The following is a 25,597-nucleotide window of genomic DNA, read 5'->3' on the forward strand; positions in this document are numbered from 1 at the left end:
ACCTGACGGCCTGGTTGAACGACTGGAGGAACGACTGAACGGTCTGCACATTGCGGTGTCGACCTGCCAGGACGAGCTGGAACGCTGGGGAGCGCATGCCGTGCGGGAGCAGGTGGCCGCCCAGGTGGTCCTCGACCAGGCCGGCCTGTTGCGGCACCAGGTGCGCGACGCAGCCTCGGAGGCCGCCTGGCTGCTGGCCCGGGTGCGAGATCTCGAACGGCGTCCCGGGGTCGCGCGGATCGCCATCTCTCCGGTGACGCTGGCCGTGGCAACAGCGGCGTCCTCGCTGCACGCGACGGTGCATGCGATGAGCCCGGCGTCCTCAGGCCTGTGCCGCGGCGAGCAGTTTATGGCGACGGTGGACACCTCCCTGGGCGCGTCACGGCGCTTCCTGCGCGTCGCCTGCAGCGCCCTCCTGGACGCGACACGACTCCTGCGCACCACCCAGCCAGGGGAGGGCGGTCCCGCTTCGACCGGTGACCACCGACCACACCTGCGCCTGGTGCCTGACACCGGCGCAAGCATCGAAGGAGATCCACGATGAAGAGTCCCCCGACCGACCACCGCTCCGCTCACGCCGCAAGAGCCGCGCTGGAGGCCCAGCGTGCCGCGCGCACGCAGGACGCCGCACGCGCCGAGGACCTCGAGAACGCCCGGCGGCTCCAGGAAGCGCAGGCGCACCGGGAGCACCAGGAGCTGGTCAGGGAGAGCGCCGGCCGAGAACGGCGTGACGCAGGGAACACCACTCTCAGCGGCCCGTCGTACTGAGCTCGGCACTCGCCACCGGCGGACCGTCACCGACGACCGGGGGCCCGGGCTGCAGCTGCGGATGCCGCAGCCGCACCGCGCGGTCGCGGGTGTAGTCGTCGGTGAAGGTCGCCGTCAGCAGGTCGGCGTAGACCCCGGCCAGGTCGTGCTGCAGGAGGTACTGGTCACCGACCTGGGCACGGGCACGGTCCCAGGACCGGATGGCCCACCAGGTGGTGAGCACCACAGCCATGACGACGGTCGAGACGTACATGGCAGGGTCCTCGGTGGCTCCCAGCCAGATACCCACGCCGGCGTGGATGACCAGGCACGCCACCATCACCCGGTGGCTCAGGAAGGCCGCAGCGATGCCCCACATGATGGCGATCCACGTGATCCAGACCGTCCACGGGGCCAGCAGGACCATGATGGCTGGGTCGTGACGGGTCAGCCCGGAGCGCATCACCCCGACCTCGTGCGTGATGACCGCCGCCGCTTGCTGTGGTCGCAGCTGCCCTGACCAGAGCGCGTCGATCAAACCCCTGCTCACCACCACGGTGCGCCGGCCGAGCGCGGTGACGTCGACCTGCTGGCCGGGACCGACCAGCAGCTCGAGCCGCTGCGGGGGGATGCCGTGTCGCAGCAGGACCTGGGCCACCGGCGCCAACGTGTGCCGCTGGTGGAGCCGGGGTGCGCGTGCGCGCAGGACGAGGCGGGCCAGCCATCTCTCGCCTGGCCCGGTGTCGGCGGCCGCGGCCAGCAGGAGCAGGACCACCAGCGTCAGGACCGCGGGACCGTACCGCCCCAGGTGGCGGACGGGGTCGTACCAGCCCAGCGTCAGCTCACCGACGACCAACCACATCGGGGCACTCATCAGCATCGGCACGACCAGTGCGCGCGCCCGTGCCCGCCGCGCTCTGCCCAGTGTCATCGCGCCACCTCCCAAGCGACCCACTGCCGCTTTTCCGGCAGCTGATTTCGGATCGGTGAGTCCCAGGCCTTTGGTCCCCCGCTTTAGGGGGCATGAACAGCAGCCTGCACGTCGACACCGACAAGGCAAAAGGGTTGTCCACAGGCCGGCCCGTCCGGCCGCTCCTCCCCAGAAATGGCAGCAACAGGCCCGAGCCGCTCCCCAACCACGTAGCCATGAACCGGACGCCGTCCGGAACGGCCAAACCGAAGGAGATCGACCACATGAGCGACACGACACCCGAAGCCGCCCGGGTCCTGGTGCACATGCACCAGCTGCTGTGGCAGGCGGGCAGCGAGGCCGACCGGCGGGCTCACCAGAGCCGCGACCTGGACACGGTGGCGCTGGCGAACAACCTGACGTACGCCCGCGACCTGGTGTTCCACCTGGTCCCGGAGTCTCACCGAGATGCGCTCCTGGATCGGCCGGGCGCGGACGGAGCCGATCCCGTCGAACTGGCCCGTCGTGCGGAGGAGCTGAGCCGGACAGCACCGGTCCACCACTTTCCCCCCGGCATCGTGTCGGTCGTCGACCTCCTCATCGAGACGGTGGGGGAGTTCTCATGAGCCGGCGACGCCAGCCCACGATCTACCCGCCCAGCGCCGGAGAGCTGATGGACCGCGCCAACGTCCTGGCCCGCGACCTCCTGTATGAGGCACCACACCGGGACGGTCGGGCGATGCTCCGGGCCTGGGGCGAGATCGTCGAAGGAGCCAGCGAACTGTGGCACCAGCTCCCGCAACGCTCGGACCTGCCCGGTAACGGCAGGCCGGTCATCGACCAGCTTGAGCGATCAGCCAGGACGCTGCACCGTTGGGCCGGTGGTGGGATCGATGTCGACCCCAGCCTGCAGGAGATCGGCCAGTTGTTCACCGAGGCTGCCGCACTGATCACCCGCAGCGGCGTCATCGAGCGCCGCGAGCCGAACCGGTGGACCGACGCCCAGCTGCGCGACTCCTTCGCCGCGCGCGTCAACATCATGCACACCCTCTACGTCGCTTCTCATGCCGTCTCCGTAGGTCTTGCCCAGACCGCGGTAGAGGAGAAGGGCGACCCCCGTCTGCGGGTGCACCGGGTCACCGCTGAGGAGCTGCGGCACCAGGTCCTCGGCATCGAGCAGATCACCCACTCCTACATCAACGGGCACTACCCACATGCGCTGGACGGCAGACACCGTGAGCCGGCGGACGACACCAGGATCCCCGGCGCCATCGCGGCCTGGGACGTCTACGCCCAACGGGCACTCACCCGGGAACCGACGACCCACGCGATGACCAGGGTCGCTGGAGCAGCCTTCAAGGCATCCGTGCACGTGCACGCGCTGTGGCGGGCTACCGTCGAGTCCGGGCAGGTTGACCCGCGGACGTTCGAGAATGAGATCGGTCCCGCCCTGGACGCCATGATCGAGAGGTGGGGCGAGGCCCATCAGCACTTCCAGCAGCTCACGCACCCGCACGACTCGAGCCCTCTCGTGTTGAGCAAGGCAGGCTGGGAGCTGGTCGACTCGATGCGCGAGGTCACCGCGGCCACGCGCATGGCCGCCTCGGCCGAGGACATGAGCGGGCGTGTAGACGGGGAATCTCTGGTGAGGTCGCTGTTTCGGTTCCACGCCACCATGGCCGGCGTGGCCAGCGTGTTCCACGAGGCAGCCCGGAACGCCCCGCTGCTCGTGGACGCCCGAGCAGCCAACAACAGCGCGCGAGCCATCTCAGCAGACGACGGACCGGGAGCACTTCCGAGTCAGGACACGATCGTGGCACCGCGCGACGTACTCCTGAAGCGGGCTATCCCGATCCCGGACGGCATCCGAAATGGCGGGGAAGACGCCGGCCGGCGGGCCGCCCTGGCGTCGAGAGCGTCGCTGCGATCGACCTTGACGGTCAGCGACCGCCGGAAGGCCGCCACGTCCCTCCCCACGAGCTCGACGCGTCCCCTCAGCTCGGCGAGCAGGCTCGCCGCCGGTAAGAGGCACGAACACGCGAGCTTGGCAGCGAAGCCACAGAGCGAGGGAGACCTGCACCTGTCTCGATGAACCGCGAGCCTGTTGTCGTTGACGCCAGGGCTGAACCAGCCGAAAGAGTGGGCCACCATAGGCGCATGGCATCACGGGTAGGCGATCCTGATGGGTTCGGACACTTCGGCATCGTCGACAGTGACCCCGAGGGGGTGCTGTGCCACGAGTGCGGACGGCGGTTCGCGCACCTCGGCCTGCACGCCTGGCGGGGCCACGGGATAACGGCGGACCAGTACCGGGAGCAGCACGGGCTACCCCGCAAGGGGCTCGTCGCTGACACCACCCGCGAAGCGGTCGTGGCCAACGCGCGGCGGACCCTTGCGGACAAGCCCGCCTTCGTGGCCTCCCGTGACCCGGTCAGGGCCAGCCGGGCCCAGCGCCGCGGAGAAGCGGCTATCTCACCGGCCGGCCTCGAAGCCATTAGGGACACTGCCCGGCGACTCCGGGGCCTCAGACGGCACGGGATCGTCGTGGCCTGCGAATGGTGCGGGGTGCAGTTCTGCCCGCTGCTGGCGCCGGGGAAGAGGCGGTTCTGCACAAGGTCTTGCGCCTCTCGGCACAACCGAGCATCGCGGGCTGCCCGCCGCTCGCCGGGCTGACGTAGAGAGGCAACCCGGAGGTCAGCGATTGTGGCTGCTTGATGAACGAGCACGCGGTGATCTACGACACCCGGACGGAGCTGGGTGACGACGTCGGAACGCCCGGAAGGATCTTGTGAGGCTCCCTGAGCGTGCTGGGACTTGCATCGCCTGACGCTTCGACGGCTGCACCTCCGGGGCCGGATGCTGCTGGAGATACGACAACCCCCGGCGGCGGCGGCCACCGGGGGTTGCTCGCCTGCTCAGGACTTGTGGGCGGCTTCCCACTGGTCGATCAGGTTCTGGGGGAGCCTGCCACGATTGGGGTACTCGATACCCTGTGCGTCCAGCCACGACTTGATGTTCCTGGTCTGCGAGGGGTCACGACGGGTGGTGCTGCCGGGTCCGGACTGGCGACGTCCGCCGACGCGACGGCCGGCGTCGACGTACTTCTGGATGGTGTTGGCGAAGTCGTCGGCCTCCTTCTGAGAGAGGTCGATCTCGTAGTCAGCGCCGAGGAAGCCGAACTTGACGGTCTGGCCGCCCTCACCGAGCTCCTCCCCGGACAGGTCCGAGACAAGGATGGTCTGCACCTTCTGCGCCACTATGGCTCCTACACGTTCAGATGATTGGGTCGCGTCATCTTACGCGGGCATCGATCGCCTGGGCAGGGTGCGGAAATGTGGCAAGATGCACGCCGAGCGAGCGACCCGACCGCAACCCGGGATTCACGGGAGACGGACTTGACCGCAAGCTCCGCAGACCCGCGCCCCCGCTGACTGACGGCTGAGTCACCCCAGCAGACACGTGGGTCGGGAGTGTGACAGCGGGGAGCCCGGTGACCTGTCCAAGGCACACTTATGGGAATCCCCCCCAAAGGCCAACCTCGCGTTGATTCCAACCCACGCCGAACGGCCCGCCCTCGAAACGAGAGCGAGCTGGTCGCAACCCACCGTGAGCCGTGCACTGCTGCGCGGGAGGCGGCCCGTGCCGGTTCACAGGCCTGGAGATCAATCACCGGGGCGTCGTCGTTTTGTTCACGCGGCTGAGGCCGTGTCCAGCGCCGCGTCCTGCGGTTAGTAGCTACCTCATGGCCGGCCTCCTTGCGCGCGTGCCGAGGGGCGGGGCAGGACGGGAGGTCGGTGGCACCGAAGGGAGGGGCTCTACGCCCTTCACGGGCGGAGCGATGGCGGCTAGGATAGGAGCCACGTCAGCACCCACTTTGCTGTCGTCCGACCCCCGGAGGTTGCCGCCTCGCGGGGGTCATTCATGGCCGCAGCCGACCCAGTTATGCCCCAGTTATGCCCACTCGGGACAACGAAAACCGGCCCTGACTGCGTTTCCGCAGGTCAGGGCCGGTATCCTAGTGGTCGGGGTGACAGGATTTGAACCTGCGGCCTCTTCGTCCCGAACGAAGCGCGCTACCAAGCTGCGCCACACCCCGTGGCAGACCCGGTCCAGTGGACCAGGCAGCGTCCGCAAGGATAACCCACGTCGCCGGGCTGACCTAAATGCGTTCCGGTCGACAGGGTGGCCGCAGGTTCCAGGGGGGTGTCGGAGGGGCCCGCTAGGTTGCTCCCATGACGGACGAGGACGTGCCGGCCTTCATGAGGGCCTTCCGGGAGATCGCCGAGATGGCGCACCGGGTGATGGGTGACGGTGATGGTGAGCGGTTCGCCGACGTGGTCGGCGAGCACCTCGGCGGCCCGGCAGGAGCGTTCGCGGTGGTGACCGAGGAGGTGATGAACCACCGCTATGCCGACTGGGACACCGCGTTGGCGCTCCTCGCGAGCCGCGACCCGGACGCGCGCGAGCTGGGCATCGGGGGTGGTGACATGCGCTACCACCAGACGCTCACCGACTTCGTCGCCGGCACGCACGGTCGCTTCCCCGTCGGTCAGGTCGACTACTACTCGGTCCCGGTCGGGCCGGAGGAGCGGCGCAGGGCCATCGGCTTCGGCATGCGGCTGTTCCGGTATGCCGATCAACCGGTGGGGGTCTTCCAGCGCCGGGCCAACCCGCGTTACGGGCAGGACAAGGGCACGGTGGAGGTGATGTGCCCCGACGGCGAGGTCTCGGTGGCGCTGCTCGACGAGGCGCGCGAGCTGTCGGTCGAGCACAGCGTGCTACGGGGACAGGTCGTGTCGTTCGAGTCGAGCGGCTACGGCCCCGAGAGCCAGGGCGTCACCTTCCTGCCCCGGCCCGACGTGAACGCCGACCAGGTCATCCTGCCGGCGCAGTCGCTGGAGCGGATCGTCGCCCACGTCAGCGGCATCGCCGAGCACGCCGAGGTGCTCCGACGGCACGGGCAGCACCTCAAACGAGGTCTCCTGCTCCACGGCCCGCCCGGCACCGGCAAGACGCACACGGTGCGGCACCTCATCAGCCGCAACCCACGGCATACCGTGGTGGTCCTGGCCGGCGAGTCGTTGGCCTTCATCTCCCTGGCCGCCAGCCTGGCCCGTGCGCTGCAGCCGGCCATCGTCGTGCTCGAGGACTGCGACCTGGTCGCGGAGGACCGTGGGATGGGTCCGTCGGGCCGGCCGCTCCTGTTCGAGGTGCTGGACGCCATGGACGGGCTCGACGCGGACGCCGACGTGACCTTCCTGCTCACCACGAACCGGGCTGAGTCGTTGGAGCGCGCCCTGGTGCAGCGGCCTGGCCGGGTCGACCTGGCCGTGGAGGTGCCGCTCCCGGACGCGGAGGGACGGCGGCGGCTGCTCGACCTCTACCGCGGTGACGTCGACTACGGCGAGGAGGTGATGGCTGAGGCGGCTGAGCGGTCCGCAGGCATGACCGCGTCGTTCATGAAGGAGCTGATGCGCCGCGCGGTGCTGGAGGCGGCCGTGGAGGGTGTCGACCCGGATGATGCGCACCTCCGCTCGGCCCTGGACGGGCTGCTCCAGGGGCAGGAGGAGCTCACCCGCGTGCTGCTGGGTCGCTCGCGCGGGCCTGGTCCTGCGGACGAGACCGCTCCTGCGTGGGACGCGCCGTCAGCGTCAGCAGAGTGGCCTCCGGACGACAGCTGAACCGGAACGGCGTGTAGGGGTTGCCGCCGAGGCCGGCGGAGACGTGCATCCAGGCGGCCCCGGGAGGGGCCAGCGAGGAGGGGGTCGACCCGGCACCTGGCCACCAGCGCGACAGTCCCCGGGCCCGGGAGGTGTCCAGGTCGCAGTTGGTGACGAGCGCTCCATACCCGGGCACCCGCAGCTGCCCGCCGTGGGTGTGCCCGGCGATGAGCAGACCGGCACCGTCGGCGGCCATGGCGTCCAGGACCCGCTGGTAGGGGGCGTGCGTCACCCCCACGGTCAGCGCGGCGTCGGGGGAAGCGGGCGCGGAGACGGAGGCGTAGTCGTGGCGTTCCAGGTGGGCGTCATCGGTGCCGACCAGTTCTAGGGGTATGCCGCGGACGTCGAGCAGGGTGCGTCGGTGGGTCAGGTCGATCCAGCCCCGGTCGGTGAGCCCGTCGACCAGATCGTGGGTGGGGAGGACCAGCGGCGTGAGGTCGGCGCCCTTCTTGTGCGAGCGGGTGAGGTAGCGCAGCGGGTTCTTGCGGGTGGGTGGGTAGTAGTCGTTGGAGCCGAGCACGAATGCCCCGGGACGGTCCAGAAGAGCGCCGTAGGTCTCCAGGGCCGCCGGGACGGCGTCCATCGCAGCGAGGTGGTCGCCCGTGTGCAGCACGAGGTCCGGCTCGAGGCTGGCCAGCCCTCGCACCCACGACCGTTTGCGCTCCTGGCTCGGCACCAGGTGCAGGTCGGACAGGTGCAGCACGCGCAGGCTGGGTGAGCCCGGCGGCAGGCACGGCACCGCACGGCGGCGCAGCGCGAACCACCGCGGCTCGACCCACGTCGCGTAGGCCGCGGCACCCGCTGCCGCGCCCGTACCCAGGCCGAGCGTGCGCCATGCCGCAGAAGTCATGGGCCCGATCCTCGCAGGCGGACGGGCCGCGGTGCTCTGGGGGCCAGGGGTTCTGGCAGGCGATCCGCGTGTTCTGTCGGGCCTTTGGCACGTGTCCTGTCGCGGCTTCTTGCGTGTTCTGCCGGGCCTTGGCACGTGTCCTGTCGGGCCTTGGCACGTGTTCTGTCGGGCCCTCTTGCGTGTTCTGTCGTGGGGGAGGGGGAGCGGCTGGGGTGGGAGACTGGGGGGATGAGCGAGCAGACGCGAACCGAGACGACGGGGCAGACCGGACTGAAGGCGACCCTGCAGGCGCACCTCACCGAGGCGATGCGCAGCAAGGACCGGGTGCGGGCGGGCACCCTGCGGATGGCGCTGACCTCGATCACCAACGAGGAGGTCGCAGGCAAGGAGCACCGGGAGCTGTCCGAGGAGGAGGTGCTGCGGGTGGTGACCAAGGAGGGCAAGAAGCGCAGGGAGGCCGCAGAGGCCTACCGGCAGGCGCGCCGGCCCGAGCTGGCGGAGGCCGAGGAGGCCGAGCTGGCGGTGCTGGAGGAGTACCTGCCCGCGCAGCTGTCCGACGAGGATCTCGAGACCCTGGTGCGCGAGGCCGTCGCGGAGAGCGGGGCCAGCGACATGCGGGGGATGGGCCAGGTGATGAAGGTGCTGCAGCCGCGCATCGCCGGGCGGGCCGAGGGCGGCCGGGTCGCCGCGATCGTCAAGCGGGCGCTCGCCGGCTGAGCGGGTCCGACGACGACGCCGCGACGAAGGGCGCGGGTGCCGGTGCACCCGCGCCCTTCGCCGCGGCACTCAGCAGACGCGTCCGTCGGCCGGTCAGGTTCTGCTGACGACTCTCAGTAGTCGTCCGGGGGATCCGGGATGCCGGGGTTGGTCGGCGGCGGGGCCGGAGCCGGTCCTGGTGAGGGGGGCGGCGACGGTGAGGGCGACGGGCTCGGCGACGGGGAGGGCGACGGGCTCGGCTGCGGGTTGGGTGTCGGCTGCGGACGAGGCGTCGGCTGCGGTGCAGATCGCGACGTCGGCGGGGTGGCGCCGGACGACACGTGCAGCACCACGGGGTCAGCGGTCACGACCGAGCTGCCCACGCCCGGGGTGGTGTAGACGACCTGCCCCTCGGGAGCCCGGGATGCGATCCGGGTGACGCTGGCCGTCAGGCCAGCCTCGCCCAGCCGGTCCCGCGCCTCGCGCACGTCCATCCCCACGACGTCGGGGATGCTCACCCGCTTGCCGTTGAGCAGCTCGGACGAGGGCGGGTCCCAGTCCTCGGTGGGGAGGTCGCGGGAGGCCCAGTCCATGATCCGCTTCCACGTCGGGGCCGCCACGGAGGACCCGTAGAGCGGTCCGTCGACGACGATGTCGCCGATCGTGAGGTCGACCAGGGTGCCCTCGTAGGCGGCTGCCCCGGGGATGTTCCCGACGAAGACCGCGGTGGACAGCTGCGGTGTGAAACCGGCGAACCAGGTGTGGCTGGCGTTGTTGTTGGTGCCGGTCTTGCCCGCGGCCGGACGGTTGCCGTCGAGGACGGCCTTGTAGCCCGAGCCCATCGGGTCCACGACGTCCTTGAGCAGCTCGACCGCCCCGAGCGCGATGTCCTCGTCGATCGCCCGGTGGCACTCCTCGACCTCCAGCGGCAGCTCGTTGCCGTCGGCGTCCAGCACCCGGGTGACCGGCAGCGGCGGGCAGTAGATCCCGCCGGAGGCGAAGGCGGCGTAGGAGGCGGCGACGGTCAGCGGGCTGGACCAGTCGGAGCCGAGGACCAGCGAGGTCGCCAGCTTCTGGTCGGGGTCGTCGGGGGAGACGCCGTAGACGCCGCCGGAGGCGTTGGTCAGTCCCATGGCGGTCATCGTCTCGCCGATGTCGCAGGTGCCGACCTGGGAGGCCAGGGCGGCGAACGCGGTGTTGATCGACTGCGCGGTCGCCCGGCGCAGCGGCATGGTCTCCGGCACCACGTTGTCGCCGGCGTTCCGCACGGCCCAGTGCTCCTCGCCGATGGTGCAGCCTTCCTGGAAGTCCTCCGGGAAGAAGACCACCGCGTCGAAGACGTCATCGGGGTCGGTGGGCCACTCGGACCGGGGGACCGGGTTCTCCGGGTCCTCCAGCCACACATTGCCCCAGGTGGCCTTCTGCGCCTCCGGGATCGCCAGGTCGCCCTCGATCGGCACGCCCTTCTCCAAGGCGTCGACCAGGGTGTAGGCCTTGGCGACCGAGCCCAGCTCCATCCCGCCCGGCCCGCCGTAGCGGGAGTCGACGTTCCAGTTCACCGAGGTCTCCCGGATCCGGTCCTGGGTCTCGTTGAGGGAGTACTTGCTGGACTGGTTGAACGCCAGGATGTGCCCGGTGCCGGGCTCGACGACGCTGGCCGCGGAGGCCAGGTAGTACTCGTTGTCCAGCGGCGTGGCCTCCTGCAGCGTCTCGTGCAGCTGGTCGGAGAGCTCCAGGTCCAGGGTGGTCTCCACGGTCAGGCCGGTCGTGGTCAAGGTCGACCGCCGCTCCTCCCGGGTGTCACCCAGCGCGGGCTGCTCCATCAGCCACGCCTCGACGTAGTCGCAGAAGTACGGGTTGCGCGAGTTGAAGCAGGAGCGCTGGCTTTCGGTGACCTCCAGCATGTTCGCCACCGGCAGGTCCAGAGCCGCCTGGTACTGCCCCTCGGTGATCATCTCCAGCTGGTACATCTTGCCCAGGACCAGGTTCCGCCGCGCCTCGGCAGCCTCCGGGTTCGCCACCGGGTTGGTGACGCTCGGCTGCTGCACGACCCCGGCCAGCAGGGCGGACTGCGCGATGGTCAGGTCGGCGGCGCTGGTGTTGAAGTAGTACCGCGCGGCCGCCTCGACGCCGTAGGTGCGCTGACCGTAGAACGCCAGGTTCAGGTATCCGGTGAGGATCTGGTCCTTGCTCAGGCGCTCCTCGAGCGTGATCGCATACTTCAGCTCACGCAGCTTGCGGACGTAGCCGGCCATGCCGGAGCGGGCCTGGGCGGCCTCCCACGCCTCGCCGTCACCCTCCTTGAGCGCCTGGTCCTGCAGGGCCAGCTTGATGTACTGCTGGGTCAGCGTCGAGCCACCCTGGGTGCTGTCGGTCGTGACGTTCTGGAAGACCGCGCGTCCCAGGCCCTCGACGTCCATGCCGCCGTGGTCGTAGAAGCGCTCGTCCTCGATCGCGACCTGCGCCTTCTTCATCCACTCCGAGATGTCCTCGCTGCCGACGATGATCCGGTTCTGCTCTGCGGGCGTCGCCAGCACGGTGCCGTCGGCCGCGAGGATCCGGGACTGCTCGGCGAGAGGGTTCTGCTCCAGGTCCCCCGGGAGGCGTTCGAACATGCCCACGCCCTCGCGGGCGGCGATTCCGGCGGCCCCGACGACGGGCGCGGCCAGGCCGGCCCCGATGAACCCCATGAGGACGGCGACGGCAAGGAACACCCCCAGCAGGGACGTCACCCGGGCGACGGTGAGAGCAGAGCGCATAGCACCACGGTACGGGAGATTCCTGGCAGTTCCTGGCGCCCGCGCGTATCACGGACGGGACAACAGGTCCTCCACGCCGTCCAGCAGGGCGGCGTAGGCCGCCGCCTCGGGGTCGATGAGCTGGAAGTGGCCGGCACCGGGCAGCAGCACCAGCCGGTCCCGGCCCGGTGTCGCCGCCTGCTCCCACCAGCTCTGCGAGACCGTCTCCGGCACCCGCTCGTCCTCGTCCCCGTGCAGGACGACCACGGGGTATGGCGTGCGCCCCAGCCGGGCCGGGTCGGCAGCGGCCCAGCCGTCCGGCTCCTCCTCCGGGTGTTGCCCCATGAGGTTCAGTGCCGCGCCGTCGCCCAGACCGAGCTCGTGCACCAGGCGCAGGTCGAGGCAGCCCGCCAGGGAGACCGCCCCGCGCACCCCCCGTCCCTCCGGCCGGTGCAGCAGCCAGACCGCGAGGTGGCCACCGGCGGAGTGGCCCGCCAGCACGACCGGTGCCGTGTCGCCGCTGCCGGCCCTCTCCGCTGCGTCCGACCCGTCGGCCTCCTCACGCAGGACGGCGGCCACCGCCGCGGCGACATCCTCCCCGGTGCCCGGCCAGCCGCCCCCAGGCAGGCCCGGACGGGCGTACTCGACCAGCGCCACGGCATACCCGTCCCGGGTCAGGGCACCGGCCAGGGGGCGCAGGTGGGTGCGGTCCCACTCGGCCCGCCAGAACCCGCCGTGGATGAGCACCACCCAGGCTCGGGGAGAGCCGGACGGCTCGTGCACCTCGTAGACCTGGTGCGCCGCCGGGCCGTAGGGCACGGTGCGCGCCGGGTCGGGGCCGGTGCGCTCCAGGACGGAACGGTCCTCGGCCCGGGGCGTGGGAGGCTCGGTCATGGGTCCGTCCTACCACGGCCCCACCGTGGTGGGAGGGTGCGTCCCGGTGCCTGCGCGCGGAGGTGCGACGGACGCGGGCGCCCTCGCGGGCCCGCCTTGTAGGGTCGGGCCATGACGAACCAGCAGTGGGAGTACGCCACCGTCCCCCTTCTCATCCACGCCACCAAGCAGATCCTCGACCAGTGGGGCGAGGACGGCTGGGAGCTCGTCCAGGTCGTGCCCGGCCCTGGCGAGGGCAGCAACCTGGTCGCCTACCTCAAGCGCCCGAAGGGCTGAGCACGTGACTACCTCGAGTTCTGCGAGCGGGGTGGAGCAGCGCCTGGCCGAGCTGGGGCTGACCGTGCCCGACGTCGTCGCGCCCGTCGCCGCCTACGTGCCGGCCGTGCGCCACGGCGACCTGGTGTTCACCTCCGGCCAGCTGCCCTTCGTCGACGGAGCCCTGCCGGCGACCGGCAAGGTCGGCGAGCGCGAGGGTCTGGTCAGCCCCGAGGAGGCCGCCCGGCTCGCCGGCATCTGCGCCCTCAACGCCATCGCCGCGGTCCGCGCCCAGGTGGGCGACCTGGACCGGGTGACCCGGGTGGTCAAGGTCGTCGGCTTCGTCGCCAGTGACCCCGCCTTCACCGGGCAGCCAGCGGTCATCAACGGGGCCTCCGAGCTGCTGGGGCGAGCCTTCGGCGACGCCGGCGTGCACGCCCGCTCGGCCGTCGGTGTCGCGGTCCTGCCGATGGACACCCCCGTCGAGGTGGAGATCACCGTCGCCGTCCGCGACTGACCCGCGATGACCGAGCACGCCGCGGGCCCGCGCCTCGCCCCGCCCGACCGGACGGCGGCATACCGCGACTTCGTCATGCCGCCGCCCGTGGACCGGCACTCCCAGGAGTGGCTGGACACCCCGCAGGAGCAGCGCACGGTCGCCGTGCCGCGCGCCTCGGCGACGGTGATGCTGCTGCGCGAGCCGCAGGGGCGTACCGGCACCGCGCCGCCGGAGGTGTTCGTGCTGCGCCGGGTCCTCGGTATGCCGTTCGCGCCCGGCATGATCGCCTTCCCCGGCGGCGGTGTCGACCCGCGCGACGCCGATCCGGAGCTGCCGTGGACCGGCCCGTCGCCGCTGGACTGGGCCGCGCGGCTGGGGACGGACGAGGCGACCGCACGCGAGCTGGTCTGCGCGGCCGCCCGGGAGCTGTTCGAGGAGTGCGGCGTCCTCATCGCCGGGCCCGGTCCGGGCGAGCTCGTCGACGACCTGACCGACCCGCAGTGGCGGCAGGAGCGGGAGGCGCTGCTGGACCGCTCCCAGGGGTTCGCCGAGCTGCTCACCCGGCGAGGCCTGGTGCTGCGCACCGACCTGCTCTCGTTGCGGGCGCACTGGACCACCCCGGTGTGCGAGCCGCGTCGCTATGACACCCGCTTCTTCGCGGCGCGGATGCCGCAGGGGCAGCGGGCCGATGACGCGACCAGCGAGGCGGAGAGCGTCCGCTGGGACGACCCGGCGTCGCTGCTGGCCGCCCAGGCCGCGGGGAAGGAGATCATGCTGCCGCCGACCCAGGTGATGATCGAGCAGCTCGCGCAGATCCGGGACCTCGACGCCTGGCTGGGGGAGGACGTCCCGGTCCACCGCGTCCAACCCTGGCCGGCCTGGCGGGCCGGGAAGCTGTGGATGCGCTCGCCGGTGGGTCCCGACGGGCACGGCCTGCCGGGGTCGCGGGCGCCGGAGGGGCTGGGCTGATGCGGTCGGCCGGTCCCGCGGACCCGTCCTGGCGCGGCGGGAGCTGGGGCGAGCGTGCGCACGCCGTGCTGTGCCCCAACCCGTCCCCGATGACCCTCGAGGGCACCAACACCTGGGTGCTCGCCGAGCCCGGCAGCGAGGAGGTCGTCGTCGTCGACCCCGGCCCGCTGCACGAGGGCCACCTGCAGACGGTGCTGCAGCACGTGCGCGACCGCGGTGCCCGCGTCGCGCTCACCCTGCTCACCCACGGGCACGCCGACCACGCCGAGTCGGCGGACCGCTGGGCCGAGCTCACCGCCGCGCCCGTGCGAGCCGTCGGCCGCGGCCACGATGACCTCGCCGAGGGCGAGCTGCTCAGGGTCGGCGGGCTGGAGCTGCTCGTGGTCCCTACGCCCGGCCACACCGCGGACTCGGTCTCCTTCCTGCTCCCGGCCGAGCAGGTGCTGCTGACCGGGGACACCGTGCTGGGGCGGGGCACCACGGTGGTCGCCTACCCAGACGGGGACCTCACCTCGTACCTGGAGTCGCTGGAGCGCCTGCGCGACCTGACCGGCTCGGGCACGGCGGCCAGCATCGCTCCCGGTCACGGGCCGGTCGTCCCCGACGCCGCCGGCACCGTCGAGTACTACTGGCAGCACCGGCACCAGCGCCTGGACCAGGTGCGTGCGGTGGTGCCGACGCTCCGGCCCGACGACGGCCGTGACCTGGCGGACCTGGTGGTCGAGCGGGTGTATGCCGACGTGCCACGGGCCGTGTGGCCCGCGGCCCGGCTCTCGGTGCTCGCGCAGCTGGACTACCTGGGCCTGCTGGACGGACCGGCGGACTAGCCCTTCGACCCGGTCGTCGCGATGCCCGAGACGAAGTGCCGCTGCGCCAGGAAGAACAGGATGATCATCGGCACCGTGGTGATGACGCTGGCGGTGACGATGATCTCCCAGTGCCACTCCCCGCCGAAGCCGTAGCGGTCCAGCAGCGCCTTGAGGCCTCGCGGGATGGTGTAGTTCGTGGAGTCCCGCAGGTAGATCAGCGGGCGCATCAGGTCGGTCCACGCCGCCTGGAACTCGAAGATCAGCGTGACCACGAGGGCGGGGCGGCACAGGGGGATCGCCAGGCGCCAGAACATGGTCCAGTGCCCTGCGCCGTCGACCCGGGCCGCCTCGAAGATCTCGCGGGGCAGGCCGAGGAAGAACTGGCGCAGCAGGAAGATGTAGAAGGCGCTGCCGAACAGGTTGCCGGCCCACAGCGGCGTGAGGGTGTCGATCTGGCCCAGTGAGTTCCAGATGAGGAAGACGGGGATCATCGTCACCGCGCCCGGGAGCATCATCGAGGCCAGCACCAGGCCGAAGAGCAGGTTGCGTCCGCGGAAACGGTAGTAGGCGAACCCCCACGCGACCATCGCGCTGCTGATCGTCACGGCGACCGCGGCGAGGACCGTGACCAGCACCGTGTTGCCGATCCACAGCAGCATCGGCGCTTCCTGCCACACCGAGACGTAGTTGGCCAGGGTGGGGTTCTCGGGGACGAGCCGGTTGTCGAAGACCTGCTCGCGCGGCTTGAGCGAGGCGCTGACCAGCCACACGAAGGGGTACATGAAGAGCACGCTGAAGGCCAGCAGGAGCAGCACGACCACGCCCCGGACCAGTCGCGAGCCCCAGGAGCGGCGTCCGTCGGGGACGCGGGTGTCCTCGACCGGCACGGTCGCGGCCGCCTGGTCCAGACCGAGCCGTGGGGTGGTCATCGGTTCTCCCCCTCGTAGAAGACAAACCGTTTCGACACCACGACCTGGATCGCGGTGATGATCATGATCACCACGAAGAGGAGCCAGGCCAGGGCGGAGGCGTAGCCCATCCGGAGGAACTCGAAGGCCTCCCGGAAGATGTGGATGGCGTAGAACTCGGCGGCGTCGTTGGAGTAGGTCGAGGTGCCCACGCCGAAGAAGGCGGTGTAGGCCTCGGTGAACGACTGCAGCGCGGCGATGGTGTTGACGATGATCACGAAGAACAGGGGCCCGGAGATCATCGGGACGGTGACGCTCCAGGTGCGACGCCAGAAACCGGCACCGTCGACCATGGCGGCGTCGTAGAGCTCCTGGGGGACGTTGCGCAGGGCCGCGAGCAGGATGATGACCGACCCGCCCACGGACAGCAGGCTCATCAGGATGAGGCCGGGCTTGACCCACTGGGGGTCCGTGGTCCACGCGGGCCCGTTGATGCCGAACCACCCCAGGACCTCGTTGACCAGGCCGTCCTGGCCGTTGAAGAGCAGCAGCAGCAGCACGCCGGTCGCGACCGGCGGGGTCATGTTGGGCAGGAAGAACACCGTGCGGAAGAAGCCCGAGGCCCTCCCGGCCTGGTTGAGCAGGAGCGCGAGGAAGAGCGAGAAGAGCACGTAGAGCGGCACCTGCAGGGCGGTGTAGAACAGCGTGTTGCCCATCGCTCGCCGGGCCCCTGCGTCCTGGACCAGCCGCTCGTAGTTGTCCAGGCCCACGAACGTGGGTGCGTTGATGACGTCGTAGTCGGTCAGCGACAGGTAGGCCGTGTAGAACACCGGCCAGGCCGTGAACACGGCAAAGCCGACGATCCACGGGAGCAGGAAGAGCAGCGCCGGCTTCCAGTCGCCCCGGTTGACGCGGGGCCGGGGTCGGCTCCTGCCCGGCCAGGGCCATCGACGACGAGCGACCTCCTGCAGCGGTGCGGTGCCATGGGTCGGGACCGCGACCCCGCGCCGCCCGTCCTGGACCGTCATCGCTCGTCGTCCTGCCGGCCCTCCCAGTTCTCCCACGCCTTGTCCAGCGCTGACTGCGCATTCTCCTGGGCCTGGGCCAGCGCCTCCTCGGGCTCCTGCTGGCCGTTGAGCACGCGGTTGACGCCGTCCTGCCAGGCGGTACGGAAGTCCGCATCGGCCGGGTTGGCCGGCATGCCGAAGGCGTGGTCGTTGGCCTCGTACAGGACCTCCACGGCCCGGTCCCAGTTCTCCTCGCCGCTCGGCGTGACCAGCTCCTCACGGATCTGCTGGTCCACCACCTGGTTACCGGTGAGCAGGCCGGTGAACTGCAGGCCGTCCGCCTCCCGGGCCTCCGCCCGGGCCCGGGCGGCTTCCAGCCACGACTCCGCCTCCACCATGGTCGCCGCGAACTGGCACGCGGCGCCGGGGTTGGGGCTGCCGTTGGGGATCGCCCAGGCGGAGCCGGAGGCGTAGGCGAGGGCATCGCCGTCCTCGCCGCGGACCGCGTCGAAGATGACCGGCGCGTCGGAGGACACCTCGTTCAGGACGTTGACGTACCACTGCTCCATCGGCATCGCGCCGAGCGTGCCGACCGCGAACTGGTTGCCCGCGCCGAAGAAGTCCGCCGAGTCGCGGAAGGCCTTGACCCGGCCGAAGCCGCCCTGCTCGTCATAGATCGCCACCGCCCACTCCAGGGCCTCGAGCACCTCCGGGCTGTCGAGCTGGGCGGTGCGGCCGTCGTCGGAGATCATCGCGCCGCCCCGGGCGTGCACCCACAGGGGAAGGAACTCGGGCAGCTTGCTGTCGTAGCCGATGACGTTGAGGCGCCCGTCGGAGGTGTCTGCGAGGGCCTGGTTGGCCTGCGTCACCGCCTCGGGGTCGGAGCCGTTGACGTCCTCGATGCTCAGCCCGGCCTCGTCCAGGAGCTCCTGGTTGGCCATCGTGAGCTGGACGGTGTTGAACTCCGGGAGGCCGTAGACCTGCCCGTCGAAGGTGACCTGCTCCAGCGCGGCCTCGACGAAGTCGTCGGTCGGCACCGACTGGGCCTCGATGCAGGCGTCCAGCGGGACGATCGCCCCACGCGAGGCGAGGGTGCCGATCTGGTTGCGGTCGGCCCGGATCAGCGCCGGGACGTTGCCCGAGGCGACGGAGGACAGGAACTGCTGCATGTCGAGGCCGCCCTCGGACAGGCGCACATCGGTGCCGGTCACCGCCTCCACGGCGCGGTCGTAGCGGACCTGGGCGATCTCGTCATCGGTCCCGAACCCCATGATGGTCAACGGCGTGTCCGAGGCCGAGGTGCTGGCGAAGTCGTCCGCCGACAGCTCCGGCGTCGAACCTCCTCCGGTGCCTGTGGCGCACGCCGTGAGGCCGACCGTCAGGCCTGCTGCCACCGTTGCCGCGCCCCGTCTGCTCGCCTTCACCCAGAACCGTCCCACGGTGCCTCCTTGCCCGTCCGGGTGCCGTCGGCCCCGGGCCTCTCACCTCCGGTCTGTGCCGACCGGGGGTCATCGAGTCGTGCTGCGCGTGGGTCCCCACGTGCTGGGGATAGCATCGGACCACACGTCGACTTTCGCCACGCGAACTGCCGGGTGGTCCCGAGATGGCAGCAGGCCACGCCCCAGGCGCAGCTACCGCACCGGTCCCTGCGTCAGCGGGCGCGACGCCGCAGCCGGTCCAGGTCGACCAGCGTCACGGCCTTGGCGCCCAGGACCAGCCAGCCCCGGTGCGCGAAGTCGGCCAGGGCCTTGTTCACGGTCTCCCGGCTGGCACCGACCAGCTGGGCGAGCTCCTCCTGGGTCAGCTCGTGGGCGACCAGGACCCCTCCGTCGACACGTTGGCCGAACTTGTCCGACAGGTCCAGCAGGGCCTTGGCGACCCGTCCCGGCACATCGGTGAAGACGAGGTCGGACAGCCCCTCGTTGGTCCGACGCAGCCGGTGCGCCAGGCCGGCCAGCATCTGCATGGCGACCTCGGGATGCTCGGCGAGGAAGGCGCGCAGGGCCTCGTTGCCGAGAGAGATGAACTCGGTGTCGGAGACGACGTAGGCGGTGGTGAGGCGAGGACCGGGGTCGAACAGGCTCAGCTCGCCGAACATCTCCCCCGGGCCCAGGACCGACAGCAGGTTCTCCCGGCCGTCGCCGGAGGTGCGGGCCAGCTTCACCTTCCCGGTCATGATGACGTAGAGCGAGTCCCCGGCGTCGCCCTCCTGGAAGACCACCTCGCCGCGGGCCAGGCGTCGAGGTGTCATCGACGCCATGAGCCGCTCGGCGGTCTCGTCGTCGAGGGCGGCGAACAGCGGTGCTCTCTTCACAACATGCCGGTCCACGCCCTCATCGTGCCACGTCAGTGCGTCGGTGGTCGGACCCAGTGTGTCGGAGGTCACGTCTAGGCTGGGGCGGGTGAGCTCACCACCCAGCGACCGTCCCGTGGACCCGGTTTCCACCGCCGTGCCGCCGACACCGACGGGCGAGAGCCCGCTGGCCCTGACGCGACGGGCCCGCAGGATGGCCCGGATCCTGGCCGAGCGCTACCCGGACGCCGACTGTGAGCTGGACTTCCAGGACGCCTACCAGCTGCTGGTCGCGACCGTCCTCTCCGCCCAGACGACCGATGTGCGGGTCAACGGCGTCACCCCGGCGTTGTTCGCCCGCTATCCGGACGCCGCGGCCCTGGCCGCCGCCGACCGGGAGGAGCTGGAGGCGATCATCAGGCCGACCGGTTTCTACCGCGCCAAGACCACCTCGCTGCTCGGTCTGGGCGCGGCGCTGGTCGAGCGCTTCGACGGTCAGGTGCCTCGGCGGCTGCGCGACCTGGTCACCCTGCCCGGGGTGGGCCGCAAGACCGCGAACGTCGTGCTGGGCAATGCCTACGGCGTGCCCGGCATCACGGTCGACACGCACGTCGGCCGGCTGGCCCGCAGGTTCGGGTGGACCGCCGAGGAGGACCCGGTCAAGGTCGAGCACGCCATCGGGGGCCTGCTGCCGCGCAAGGACTGGACCCAGATGTCGCACGTGCTGATCTTCCACGGACGCCGCACCTGCCATGCCCGCCGGCCGGCGTGCGGAGCCTGTCCCGTCGCGCGCCTGTGCCCCTCCTACGGGGTGGGCGAGACCGACCCCGAGGCCGCCGCCGCGCTCGTGCGCACGGCCGGGCGCGGGTAACGCACGCGTGACGACATACCCGCAGGCCGACGCCTCGCCATACCCTCCGCCGGAGTGGTTGACCGACCTGGCGCAGCGGCTGCCGAGCCTGCCCGGCGAGCGGTTCAGCCGGTTCCTGCCACCGCCTGAGGGTGGGCGCCGGCACTCGGCGGTGCTCGTGCTCTTCGCCCCCGACGTCCACGGCCGGGGTGGCACGGACGAGACGACGGTGGTGATCACCGAGCGGGCGCACACCATGCGCTCACACCCGGGGCAGCCCGCCTTTCCGGGCGGGGGGAGCGAGGAGGGCGACGCCGGGCCGGCCGACACCGCGCTGCGGGAGGCGTGGGAGGAGGTCGACCTGGACCCCGCCTCGGTCGACGTCCTGGCACTCGCGCCTACCCTGCACATCCCGGTGAGCGGGTATGACGTCACGCCGGTCCTGGGCTGGTGGCGTGAGCCACGGCCCGGGAGCCTGTGGGCCAAGGACGAGACCGAGGTGGCGCGGGTGGTGCAGCCGACGCTCAGCTCGTTGCTGGACCCTGCGGCCAGGTTTCAGGTGGGCCACCCGAGTGGTTATGTCGGTCCGGCGTGGGACGTCGACGGGCTGCTGGTCTGGGGGTTCACCGCCGGGCTGCTGGACACCCTGCTGGACCTCGCCGGGCTGACCCGGCCCTGGAAGGAGGGTGCCGCCACCCGGATGATCAGCTGAGCCGGACGCCCGGGGGCGCTGGCGCGCCGCCCGAGGTCAGCGGAGGGGGGCGGTGGCGCCGTCGCGCGTCGGCGGGACGGGCTCGGGGATCTCGGCGCGGTGCGGGGACTGGGCGGCGCCCTTGAGCGTGTCGACGGTCTGCTGCGCCTGGTCGATCGTCTTCTCCGGCTTGCCCTTGACCCGCTGCAGGGCGTTCTTGCCGATCAGGGCCAGGATGCCAGCGGCGACGAACAGGACGCCGGCGACGATGAGCAGGCCGGCCCACCAGGACAGCCAGATGGCGATCACCCCGGCCAGTCCCAGGAACAGCAGGCCCAGGCCGTAGAGGCCGAAGACGGCCGCGCCGGCGAGCATCCCTGCGCCCTTGCCGGCGTGCGACACGTCCTGCTTGATCTCGAGCTTCGCCAGCTCCAGCTCGCCGCGCACGATCTGCGAGATGTCGGTGGAGACATCGGCGACGAGCTGTCCCAGGGTCCGGGAGCTCGTGGCGTCGGTCCGGGACTGCGGTGCGGGATCTACGGGGGTAGCCATGCCTGGGATGCTAACGCGGCTGCGGCGGCGATGCTTGTCAGAGGACGTCCCGCCCGAGCGGCGCGCGGGAGCGGCGCGCGGTGGCCCGCGCGGAGGCACTCTCACCTCAGCGACCGGGGCGCGCGTACTACCCTGGAAACCACGATGCCCGCCCAGCACCCCCTGTTAGTGCCGGGCGGACACCGTGTCGACGAACCGGTCCCGTGACAGCCGGTGGGGCCTCTGCCCTTGCGGGGGGCCTCCTGTGGTCGATGCATCCAGTGTCCCACGCGTGCAGCAATACACCAACTCACTCCGGGTCAAGTTTGGGTAAAGACCTTTGGGTAACATCTGTGGCCCCTGTGACGAGGGTGGCAGGTGAGTGCTCGACCAGATCGGGGGGTGCTGAGTGGGTGCCGCGGTCGTTGACTGCGCCAGCCGTAGGGTGGATCCGGTGAGCACACGGACGGTAGCGGCGGTGCGGTCCCTCGGGGACCTGCCCGGGGTGGCCGAGGCGGTCGACGAGGCGAGGGAGGCCTGCACGACCCTGCGCTGGCACGAGGGTCTGCGGCGACGCATCCCCGAGGCGGCTGCCGAGTCGAGGATCCGTGGCGCGACCGCGTCGGCGATGCTCGAGGGGGCCGAGCCCGCTGGGTCCGAGTCGAGCCTGGCACTCGTGCGTGACCTGGTCCGCGGTGCGACCTCATGGGCGGAGCGGGATACCGACCCGGTATGGCGTGTCCTCGCCGGCGCGGTGCGGGCGACGGCGGCAACCGAGCACGTGGCCGCGGCGCACCTCCGGGCACCAACGCAGCTCCTCGCCACCCTCCATACCGCATCCTCCGCCGGCCTGCTGCCAGAGGACCAGCTGGGCCGCCCGCGCGCAGCCGGTGAGCGGACCACGGGCCAGGAGGTGCTCGGGCCCGCCCCGGACCCCATCGAGGCCCGCGACCGGCTGCACCTGGTCCACGAGCTGGTCGGGGCGGTGCCGGACGGCGGCGCGCCGATCCTGCTGGTCGCGGCGGTGGTGCACGCCGAGGTGGCGGTGGCCAGGCCTTTCGCCGCAGGCAACGCCGTGGTGGCGCGGGCGCTGGAAAGGGTGGTGGTCAGGGTCGGCGGGCTGGACCCGACCGGCGTGGCGGTGCCGGAGGTGGGGCATGCCGACCGGGCCGGCACCGACTACCGGGGGGCGCTCGCGGCCTATGCGAGCGGGGACCCCGAAGGGGTGCGCCTCTGGCTGCTCCACTGCGCCGAGGCGCTGGTGAGGGCGGCGGCCGAGGGTACCCGTGTGGCGGACGCGGTGCGAGCCGGCCGGCTCTCCTGATGGCGAGCGGGCACTTGGCCCGAGGTGAGGCCCGAAGTGTGCGCTCGGCGGCGCTCTGAGCTGCACTCAGGGCTTGGTCGGCGGCGCACGTTGCCGGTACCGCACGTACTTGCTATTGGCGCCCCTGCTGGTGCATACTTTTCAGTACAGCGCTCCTCGCAAGAGTCGTAGCGCGGGTGTTCAGGGTCATCCCCCCCTGGCCTTGAGCACCGACGGCCCCGGCTCCCCCCCGCCGGGGCCGTCCCCTTTCCCGGAGCTTTCCCTCTGCTCCTTCCGGTGCATCGGTCGTCCACAGCCGGGCGGCCCGGGCCGCTTGTCCACAGGTGCCCGCAAGCCGCTGGCGAGCGGGAGTGGGGTCCGAGAGTGTGGGGCCATGTCCGAGCGAGGCGGGCCCGAGGGCGGGCTGGGTCCGGCGTTGGGGCCGCTGGCCGCGCTGCTGGAGGACCCGCGCACCACCGACGTGCTCGTCAACGGCACGGGTGCGGTCTGGGTGGACCGTGGCGAGGGGGTGGAGCCGGCCGGTGTCGGTCTTGCCGACGAGCGCAGCGCCCGCCGGCTCGCGGTCCGGCTGGCGGCGCTGGCCGGCCAGAGGCTGGACGAGAGCTGTCCCTTCGTCGACGGCCTGCTTCCGGGCGGGGTCCGCCTGCATGCCCTGCTGCCCCCGTTGGTGGAGGGGGGCCCTCATGTGAGCCTGCGGGTCCCGCGCCGTCGGGTGCCGGGTCTGGAGGACCTGCACGGGTGGGGGATGGTCGACGAGACGGGGGCGCGGGTGCTGCAGGGGGTGGTCGCCTCACGCTCCTCCTTCGTGGTGACCGGGGGCACGGGGTCCGGCAAGACCACCCTGCTGGCCGCCATGCTCGGGCTGGTCAGCGGACACGAACGGATCGTGGTGGTGGAGGACGTGCGCGAGCTGCGCGTCGACCATCCGCACGTGGTGCACCTGCAGGGCCGGGCCAACAACGTCGAGGGCCGGGGTGAGGTGACGTTGACCACCCTGGTCCGCCAGTCGCTGCGGATGCGACCCGACCGCCTGGTGGTCGGGGAGGTGCGCGGGGCCGAGGTGCGTGAGCTGCTCACTGCCCTCAACACCGGTCACGAGGGCGGGGCGGGCACGGTGCACGCGAACACGGCCGGCGACGTGGTGTCCCGGTTCGAGGCACTGGGGGCGCTCGGCGAGATGTCACCGGCCGCGGTGCACGCCCAGCTTGCCAGCGCGATCCAGGTGGTGCTGCACGTCGACCGCTCCGGCGGCCGGCTGCTGCGCGAGGTCGCGGTGCTGCGGTCCGTGGAGGGTGGACGGGTCCAGTGCGTCACCGCGCTGGAGGGCGGCCCCGGTCAGTGGCGGACCGGCGCGGGGTGGCCGCAGCTGTGCACCCGGACGGGGCTGGACCCTTGCGTGCCGCTGGGGCCTTCGTCGCCGGGGGTGGTGGGATCGGGGTGATGATGCTGCTGCTCCCCGCGTTGTGCGGGCTCCTCGCCGCGGCGGCGGTGCTGGTGTGGACCCAGGCCTCGCCGCCGCAGGCACCGGCCGGTGCCCGCACGGCTGGCTCCACCGTCCCTTCGCGACCCGGCGAGACGTCCCGGCAGGGCGGATGGTCATCGGGCGCGGTCGCTCCCGCTCCCAGGACCTCGGTGCGCGAAGACGTCCGCAGGCTCCTGCGCCGTGCGGGCGTCGGCCGCGCCGAGCGACGCCGCGACCTGGAGCTGCAGGTGCTCGACGGGCTGGCCGCCGCGTTGGAGGCCGGGCTCCCCGTTCCGCAGGCCGTGACCCTGGCCGTCACACAGGTCGATCGGGGCTCGGACCGGCAGGACGACGCCCACGCCGGGGAGTGGGACGAGCTGGCTCGTGCAGCGAGGGAGGGGCAGGCCCTGGGCCAGGCATGGCACCGGCTGGCTCGCCGTACGGGGAGTCCGACCCTGCACTCGGTGGCCCGTGCGTGGCGGGTCGCCACGCTGACGGGAGCCCCGCTGGCCGGAGCCATCAGGGTCAGCGCCCACGCCTCGCGCGAGCGTCGTCGCCTGGAGCGGGCGGTGCAGGTGACCACGGCGGGCGCCCGGGCCACCGTCACCGTGCTCACCCTGTTGCCGCTGGCGGGGGTCGGGCTTGCTGCGGTCCTCGGTGTCTCGCCGGCGAGCCTCTACTCCCACCCCGTCGCCCTGACCGGTGCCGGGGCAGGCGTCGCGCTCATCATCATCGGTCAGGCCTGGTCGCGACGCCTGGTCGGCCGCGTGCTCCACGCGCTGACATGACTCCACTCCTCGTCGCCCTGGCGGCCGTGGTCGTCGTCCTGCTGTGGCTGCCACCCCGTCCTCCGGCTTGGACGCCCCCCAGCGGGCACGGCGGTCGGCCGTGGGCCGACCGCACCTGGGTCGGGAGCAGCAGGCGTGGGCGAGGTCACCAGACCGGGTCGCCTCAGGCGGTCGTCCCGGAGGCGTTGGAGCTCCTGGCCCTGGCGCTCCTGGGTGGGGGCGCTCTCGCGGAGGCGGCCCGGACCGTCTCCCGGGTGCTTGCCGAGGGCGACGGCGCCGGCCTGGCGCGTGTGGCGTCGGCCCTGCACCACGGCCAGGACACCGACCAGGCGTGGGCCGCGGCCGGGCCAGGGTGGGAGCCGGCGCGGCGAAGCCTGGAACTGGCCCGGGTGGCCGGCGTCGCTCCGGGACCGGCCCTTCGACAGACCGCCGCAGACCTGCGCGCCGCTCAGATCACCGACGTCGAGGTCGGCACGGCCCGGCTGGGGGTACGCCTGGTGCTGCCGCTCGGACTGGCCTTCCTCCCCGCCTTCGTGCTGACCACCGTGCTGCCGCTGGTCCTGGCGTTGACCCGCGATCTGTCCTGGTGACCGACGACCATCGCGGTCGCGCCGGTCGAGGTGCCCGCGGGCGGACGTGGCCCCGGTCGCGCCGTC

At 71.8% G+C, this 25,597-nt stretch carries 27 protein-coding genes and 1 tRNA gene; 17 read left to right on the forward strand and 11 right to left on the reverse strand.

All coding sequences use genetic code 11. From position 1 onward, the window contains the following. The first annotated feature begins 55 nt into the window (after nucleotides 1-55). Nucleotides 56-544, forward strand: coding sequence for a hypothetical protein (locus ESZ52_RS01985; protein ID WP_131103461.1), 489 nt, complete (start codon nucleotides 56-58; stop codon nucleotides 542-544). Continuing rightward, the gene (locus tag ESZ52_RS01990) at nucleotides 541-768 is read left to right on the forward strand and encodes a hypothetical protein (protein ID WP_131103462.1); all 228 of its coding nucleotides are present in this window, start codon (nucleotides 541-543) and stop codon (nucleotides 766-768) included. Before ESZ52_RS01985 ends, ESZ52_RS01990 begins: the two co-directional genes overlap by 4 nt. Here the strand turns inward: ESZ52_RS01990 and ESZ52_RS01995 are convergent. Continuing rightward, nucleotides 749-1,678, reverse strand: coding sequence for a M48 family metalloprotease (locus tag ESZ52_RS01995; protein ID WP_131103463.1), 930 nt, complete (start codon nucleotides 1,676-1,678; stop codon nucleotides 749-751). The two genes, ESZ52_RS01990 and ESZ52_RS01995, sit on opposite strands and share 20 nt — an antisense overlap. Nucleotides 1,679-1,770: 92 nt before the next feature. Between ESZ52_RS01995 and ESZ52_RS02000 the strand changes: the two genes are divergently transcribed. The 3 genes from ESZ52_RS02000 to ESZ52_RS20065 all read left to right on the forward strand — a co-directional run bounded on the left by ESZ52_RS02000 (nucleotide 1,771) and on the right by ESZ52_RS20065 (nucleotide 4,330). After that, nucleotides 1,771-2,283, forward strand: a complete 513-nt coding sequence (locus ESZ52_RS02000; RefSeq protein ID WP_131103464.1) for a hypothetical protein — start codon at nucleotides 1,771-1,773, stop codon at nucleotides 2,281-2,283. Continuing rightward, entirely contained in the window at nucleotides 2,280-3,749 is a 1,470-nt protein-coding gene (locus tag ESZ52_RS02005; protein ID WP_131103465.1) for a hypothetical protein, read from the forward strand. Before ESZ52_RS02000 ends, ESZ52_RS02005 begins: the two co-directional genes overlap by 4 nt. 65 nt (nucleotides 3,750-3,814) lie before the next feature. After that, nucleotides 3,815-4,330, forward strand: a complete 516-nt coding sequence (locus tag ESZ52_RS20065; RefSeq protein WP_181009798.1) for a MucR family transcriptional regulator — start codon at nucleotides 3,815-3,817, stop codon at nucleotides 4,328-4,330. Nucleotides 4,331-4,572: 242 nt separating this feature from the next. On the opposite strand, the gene ESZ52_RS02015 is transcribed toward ESZ52_RS20065, so the two are convergent. After that, the gene (locus tag ESZ52_RS02015; RefSeq protein ID WP_181009799.1) at nucleotides 4,573-4,914 is read right to left on the reverse strand and encodes a histone-like nucleoid-structuring protein Lsr2; all 342 of its coding nucleotides are present in this window, start codon (nucleotides 4,912-4,914) and stop codon (nucleotides 4,573-4,575) included. Nucleotides 4,915-5,676: 762 nt separating this feature from the next. Then, nucleotides 5,677-5,753, reverse strand: a tRNA-Pro gene (locus tag ESZ52_RS02020). A 136-nt stretch (nucleotides 5,754-5,889) separates the two neighbouring features. On the opposite strand from ESZ52_RS02020, the gene ESZ52_RS02025 reads away from it, so the two are divergent. After that, entirely contained in the window at nucleotides 5,890-7,338 is a 1,449-nt protein-coding gene (locus ESZ52_RS02025) for an AAA family ATPase (RefSeq protein WP_131103468.1), read from the forward strand. On the opposite strand, the gene ESZ52_RS02030 is transcribed toward ESZ52_RS02025, so the two are convergent. Continuing rightward, entirely contained in the window at nucleotides 7,229-8,227 is a 999-nt protein-coding gene (locus ESZ52_RS02030; protein WP_131103469.1) for a metallophosphoesterase, read from the reverse strand. The two genes, ESZ52_RS02025 and ESZ52_RS02030, sit on opposite strands and share 110 nt — an antisense overlap. Nucleotides 8,228-8,455: 228 nt before the next feature. On the opposite strand from ESZ52_RS02030, the gene ESZ52_RS02035 reads away from it, so the two are divergent. Further along, on the forward strand, nucleotides 8,456-8,944 hold the full coding sequence (locus ESZ52_RS02035) for a GatB/YqeY domain-containing protein (protein WP_131103470.1): 489 nt from the start codon (nucleotides 8,456-8,458) through the stop codon (nucleotides 8,942-8,944). A gap of 113 nt (nucleotides 8,945-9,057) precedes the next feature. Here ESZ52_RS02035 and ESZ52_RS02040 read toward each other — a convergent pair whose 3' ends face one another. Both ESZ52_RS02040 and ESZ52_RS02045 read right to left on the reverse strand, forming a co-directional pair. After that, complete coding sequence (locus ESZ52_RS02040; protein ID WP_131103471.1) at nucleotides 9,058-11,682, reverse strand: transglycosylase domain-containing protein; 2,625 nt, start codon at nucleotides 11,680-11,682, stop codon at nucleotides 9,058-9,060. A 48-nt stretch (nucleotides 11,683-11,730) separates the two neighbouring features. Beyond that, the gene (locus ESZ52_RS02045) at nucleotides 11,731-12,555 is read right to left on the reverse strand and encodes an alpha/beta hydrolase family protein (RefSeq protein ID WP_131103472.1); all 825 of its coding nucleotides are present in this window, start codon (nucleotides 12,553-12,555) and stop codon (nucleotides 11,731-11,733) included. A gap of 111 nt (nucleotides 12,556-12,666) precedes the next feature. Between ESZ52_RS02045 and sp36 the strand changes: the two genes are divergently transcribed. The 4 genes from sp36 to ESZ52_RS02065 are packed head-to-tail and all read left to right on the forward strand — an operon-like array spanning nucleotide 12,667 to nucleotide 15,105. Then, nucleotides 12,667-12,831, forward strand: coding sequence for a Sp36 family protein (gene sp36 / locus ESZ52_RS02050; protein WP_131103473.1), 165 nt, complete (start codon nucleotides 12,667-12,669; stop codon nucleotides 12,829-12,831). Between the two features lie 4 nt (nucleotides 12,832-12,835). Continuing rightward, nucleotides 12,836-13,327, forward strand: coding sequence for a RidA family protein (locus ESZ52_RS02055; protein WP_131103474.1), 492 nt, complete (start codon nucleotides 12,836-12,838; stop codon nucleotides 13,325-13,327). 6 nt (nucleotides 13,328-13,333) lie between these two features. Continuing rightward, the gene (locus ESZ52_RS02060; protein ID WP_202865398.1) at nucleotides 13,334-14,278 is read left to right on the forward strand and encodes an NUDIX hydrolase; all 945 of its coding nucleotides are present in this window, start codon (nucleotides 13,334-13,336) and stop codon (nucleotides 14,276-14,278) included. Then, nucleotides 14,278-15,105 carry an MBL fold metallo-hydrolase gene (locus ESZ52_RS02065; protein ID WP_131103475.1) on the forward strand — a complete coding sequence of 276 codons (828 nt, stop codon included), beginning with the start codon at nucleotides 14,278-14,280 and terminating at the stop codon, nucleotides 15,103-15,105. Before ESZ52_RS02060 ends, ESZ52_RS02065 begins: the two co-directional genes overlap by 1 nt. On the opposite strand, the gene ESZ52_RS02070 is transcribed toward ESZ52_RS02065, so the two are convergent. The 4 genes from ESZ52_RS02070 to ESZ52_RS02085 form a co-directional block, all read right to left on the reverse strand. Continuing rightward, nucleotides 15,102-16,016, reverse strand: a complete 915-nt coding sequence (locus ESZ52_RS02070; RefSeq protein ID WP_131103476.1) for a carbohydrate ABC transporter permease — start codon at nucleotides 16,014-16,016, stop codon at nucleotides 15,102-15,104. The genes ESZ52_RS02065 and ESZ52_RS02070 overlap by 4 nt on opposite strands. Beyond that, nucleotides 16,013-17,023, reverse strand: coding sequence for a carbohydrate ABC transporter permease (locus ESZ52_RS02075; protein WP_131103477.1), 1,011 nt, complete (start codon nucleotides 17,021-17,023; stop codon nucleotides 16,013-16,015). Before ESZ52_RS02075 ends, ESZ52_RS02070 begins: the two co-directional genes overlap by 4 nt. Then, nucleotides 17,020-18,441, reverse strand: coding sequence for an ABC transporter substrate-binding protein (locus tag ESZ52_RS02080; protein WP_238154320.1), 1,422 nt, complete (start codon nucleotides 18,439-18,441; stop codon nucleotides 17,020-17,022). Before ESZ52_RS02080 ends, ESZ52_RS02075 begins: the two co-directional genes overlap by 4 nt. A gap of 212 nt (nucleotides 18,442-18,653) precedes the next feature. Further along, nucleotides 18,654-19,331: a Crp/Fnr family transcriptional regulator gene (locus tag ESZ52_RS02085; RefSeq protein WP_131103478.1), complete on the reverse strand. Its 678-nt coding sequence runs from the start codon at nucleotides 19,329-19,331 to the stop codon at nucleotides 18,654-18,656. Between the two features lie 178 nt (nucleotides 19,332-19,509). Here ESZ52_RS02085 and nth point away from each other — a divergent pair, with 178 nt between their 5' ends. Both nth and ESZ52_RS02095 read left to right on the forward strand, forming a co-directional pair. Then, nucleotides 19,510-20,166 (forward strand): endonuclease III, encoded by a 657-nt coding sequence (gene nth, locus ESZ52_RS02090; protein ID WP_131106370.1) that lies wholly within the window; start codon nucleotides 19,510-19,512, stop codon nucleotides 20,164-20,166. 7 nt (nucleotides 20,167-20,173) lie between these two features. Then, nucleotides 20,174-20,857, forward strand: a complete 684-nt coding sequence (locus ESZ52_RS02095) for an NUDIX hydrolase (protein WP_238154321.1) — start codon at nucleotides 20,174-20,176, stop codon at nucleotides 20,855-20,857. Nucleotides 20,858-20,893: 36 nt separating this feature from the next. Here the strand turns inward: ESZ52_RS02095 and ESZ52_RS02100 are convergent, their stop codons facing one another. Next, on the reverse strand, nucleotides 20,894-21,388 hold the full coding sequence (locus tag ESZ52_RS02100) for a phage holin family protein (protein WP_131103480.1): 495 nt from the start codon (nucleotides 21,386-21,388) through the stop codon (nucleotides 20,894-20,896). A gap of 433 nt (nucleotides 21,389-21,821) precedes the next feature. On the opposite strand from ESZ52_RS02100, the gene ESZ52_RS02105 reads away from it, so the two are divergent. The 4 genes from ESZ52_RS02105 to ESZ52_RS02120 all read left to right on the forward strand — a co-directional run bounded on the left by ESZ52_RS02105 (nucleotide 21,822) and on the right by ESZ52_RS02120 (nucleotide 25,531). Further along, nucleotides 21,822-22,691: a Fic family protein gene (locus ESZ52_RS02105; RefSeq protein WP_238154322.1), complete on the forward strand. Its 870-nt coding sequence runs from the start codon at nucleotides 21,822-21,824 to the stop codon at nucleotides 22,689-22,691. A gap of 373 nt (nucleotides 22,692-23,064) precedes the next feature. After that, nucleotides 23,065-24,132 (forward strand): TadA family conjugal transfer-associated ATPase, encoded by a 1,068-nt coding sequence (locus ESZ52_RS02110; protein WP_131103482.1) that lies wholly within the window; start codon nucleotides 23,065-23,067, stop codon nucleotides 24,130-24,132. Next, the gene (locus ESZ52_RS02115; RefSeq protein WP_131103483.1) at nucleotides 24,132-24,941 is read left to right on the forward strand and encodes a type II secretion system F family protein; all 810 of its coding nucleotides are present in this window, start codon (nucleotides 24,132-24,134) and stop codon (nucleotides 24,939-24,941) included. The genes ESZ52_RS02110 and ESZ52_RS02115 overlap by 1 nt, the downstream gene beginning before the upstream one ends. After that, nucleotides 24,938-25,531, forward strand: a complete 594-nt coding sequence (locus ESZ52_RS02120) for a secretion system protein (RefSeq protein ID WP_131103484.1) — start codon at nucleotides 24,938-24,940, stop codon at nucleotides 25,529-25,531. The genes ESZ52_RS02115 and ESZ52_RS02120 overlap by 4 nt, the downstream gene beginning before the upstream one ends. Nucleotides 25,532-25,597 lie beyond the last annotated feature (66 nt).

The sequence above is a fragment of the Ornithinimicrobium sufpigmenti genome (assembly GCF_004322775.1).
GTDB classification, from domain to species: Bacteria; Actinomycetota; Actinomycetes; order Actinomycetales; family Dermatophilaceae; genus Ornithinicoccus; species Ornithinicoccus sufpigmenti.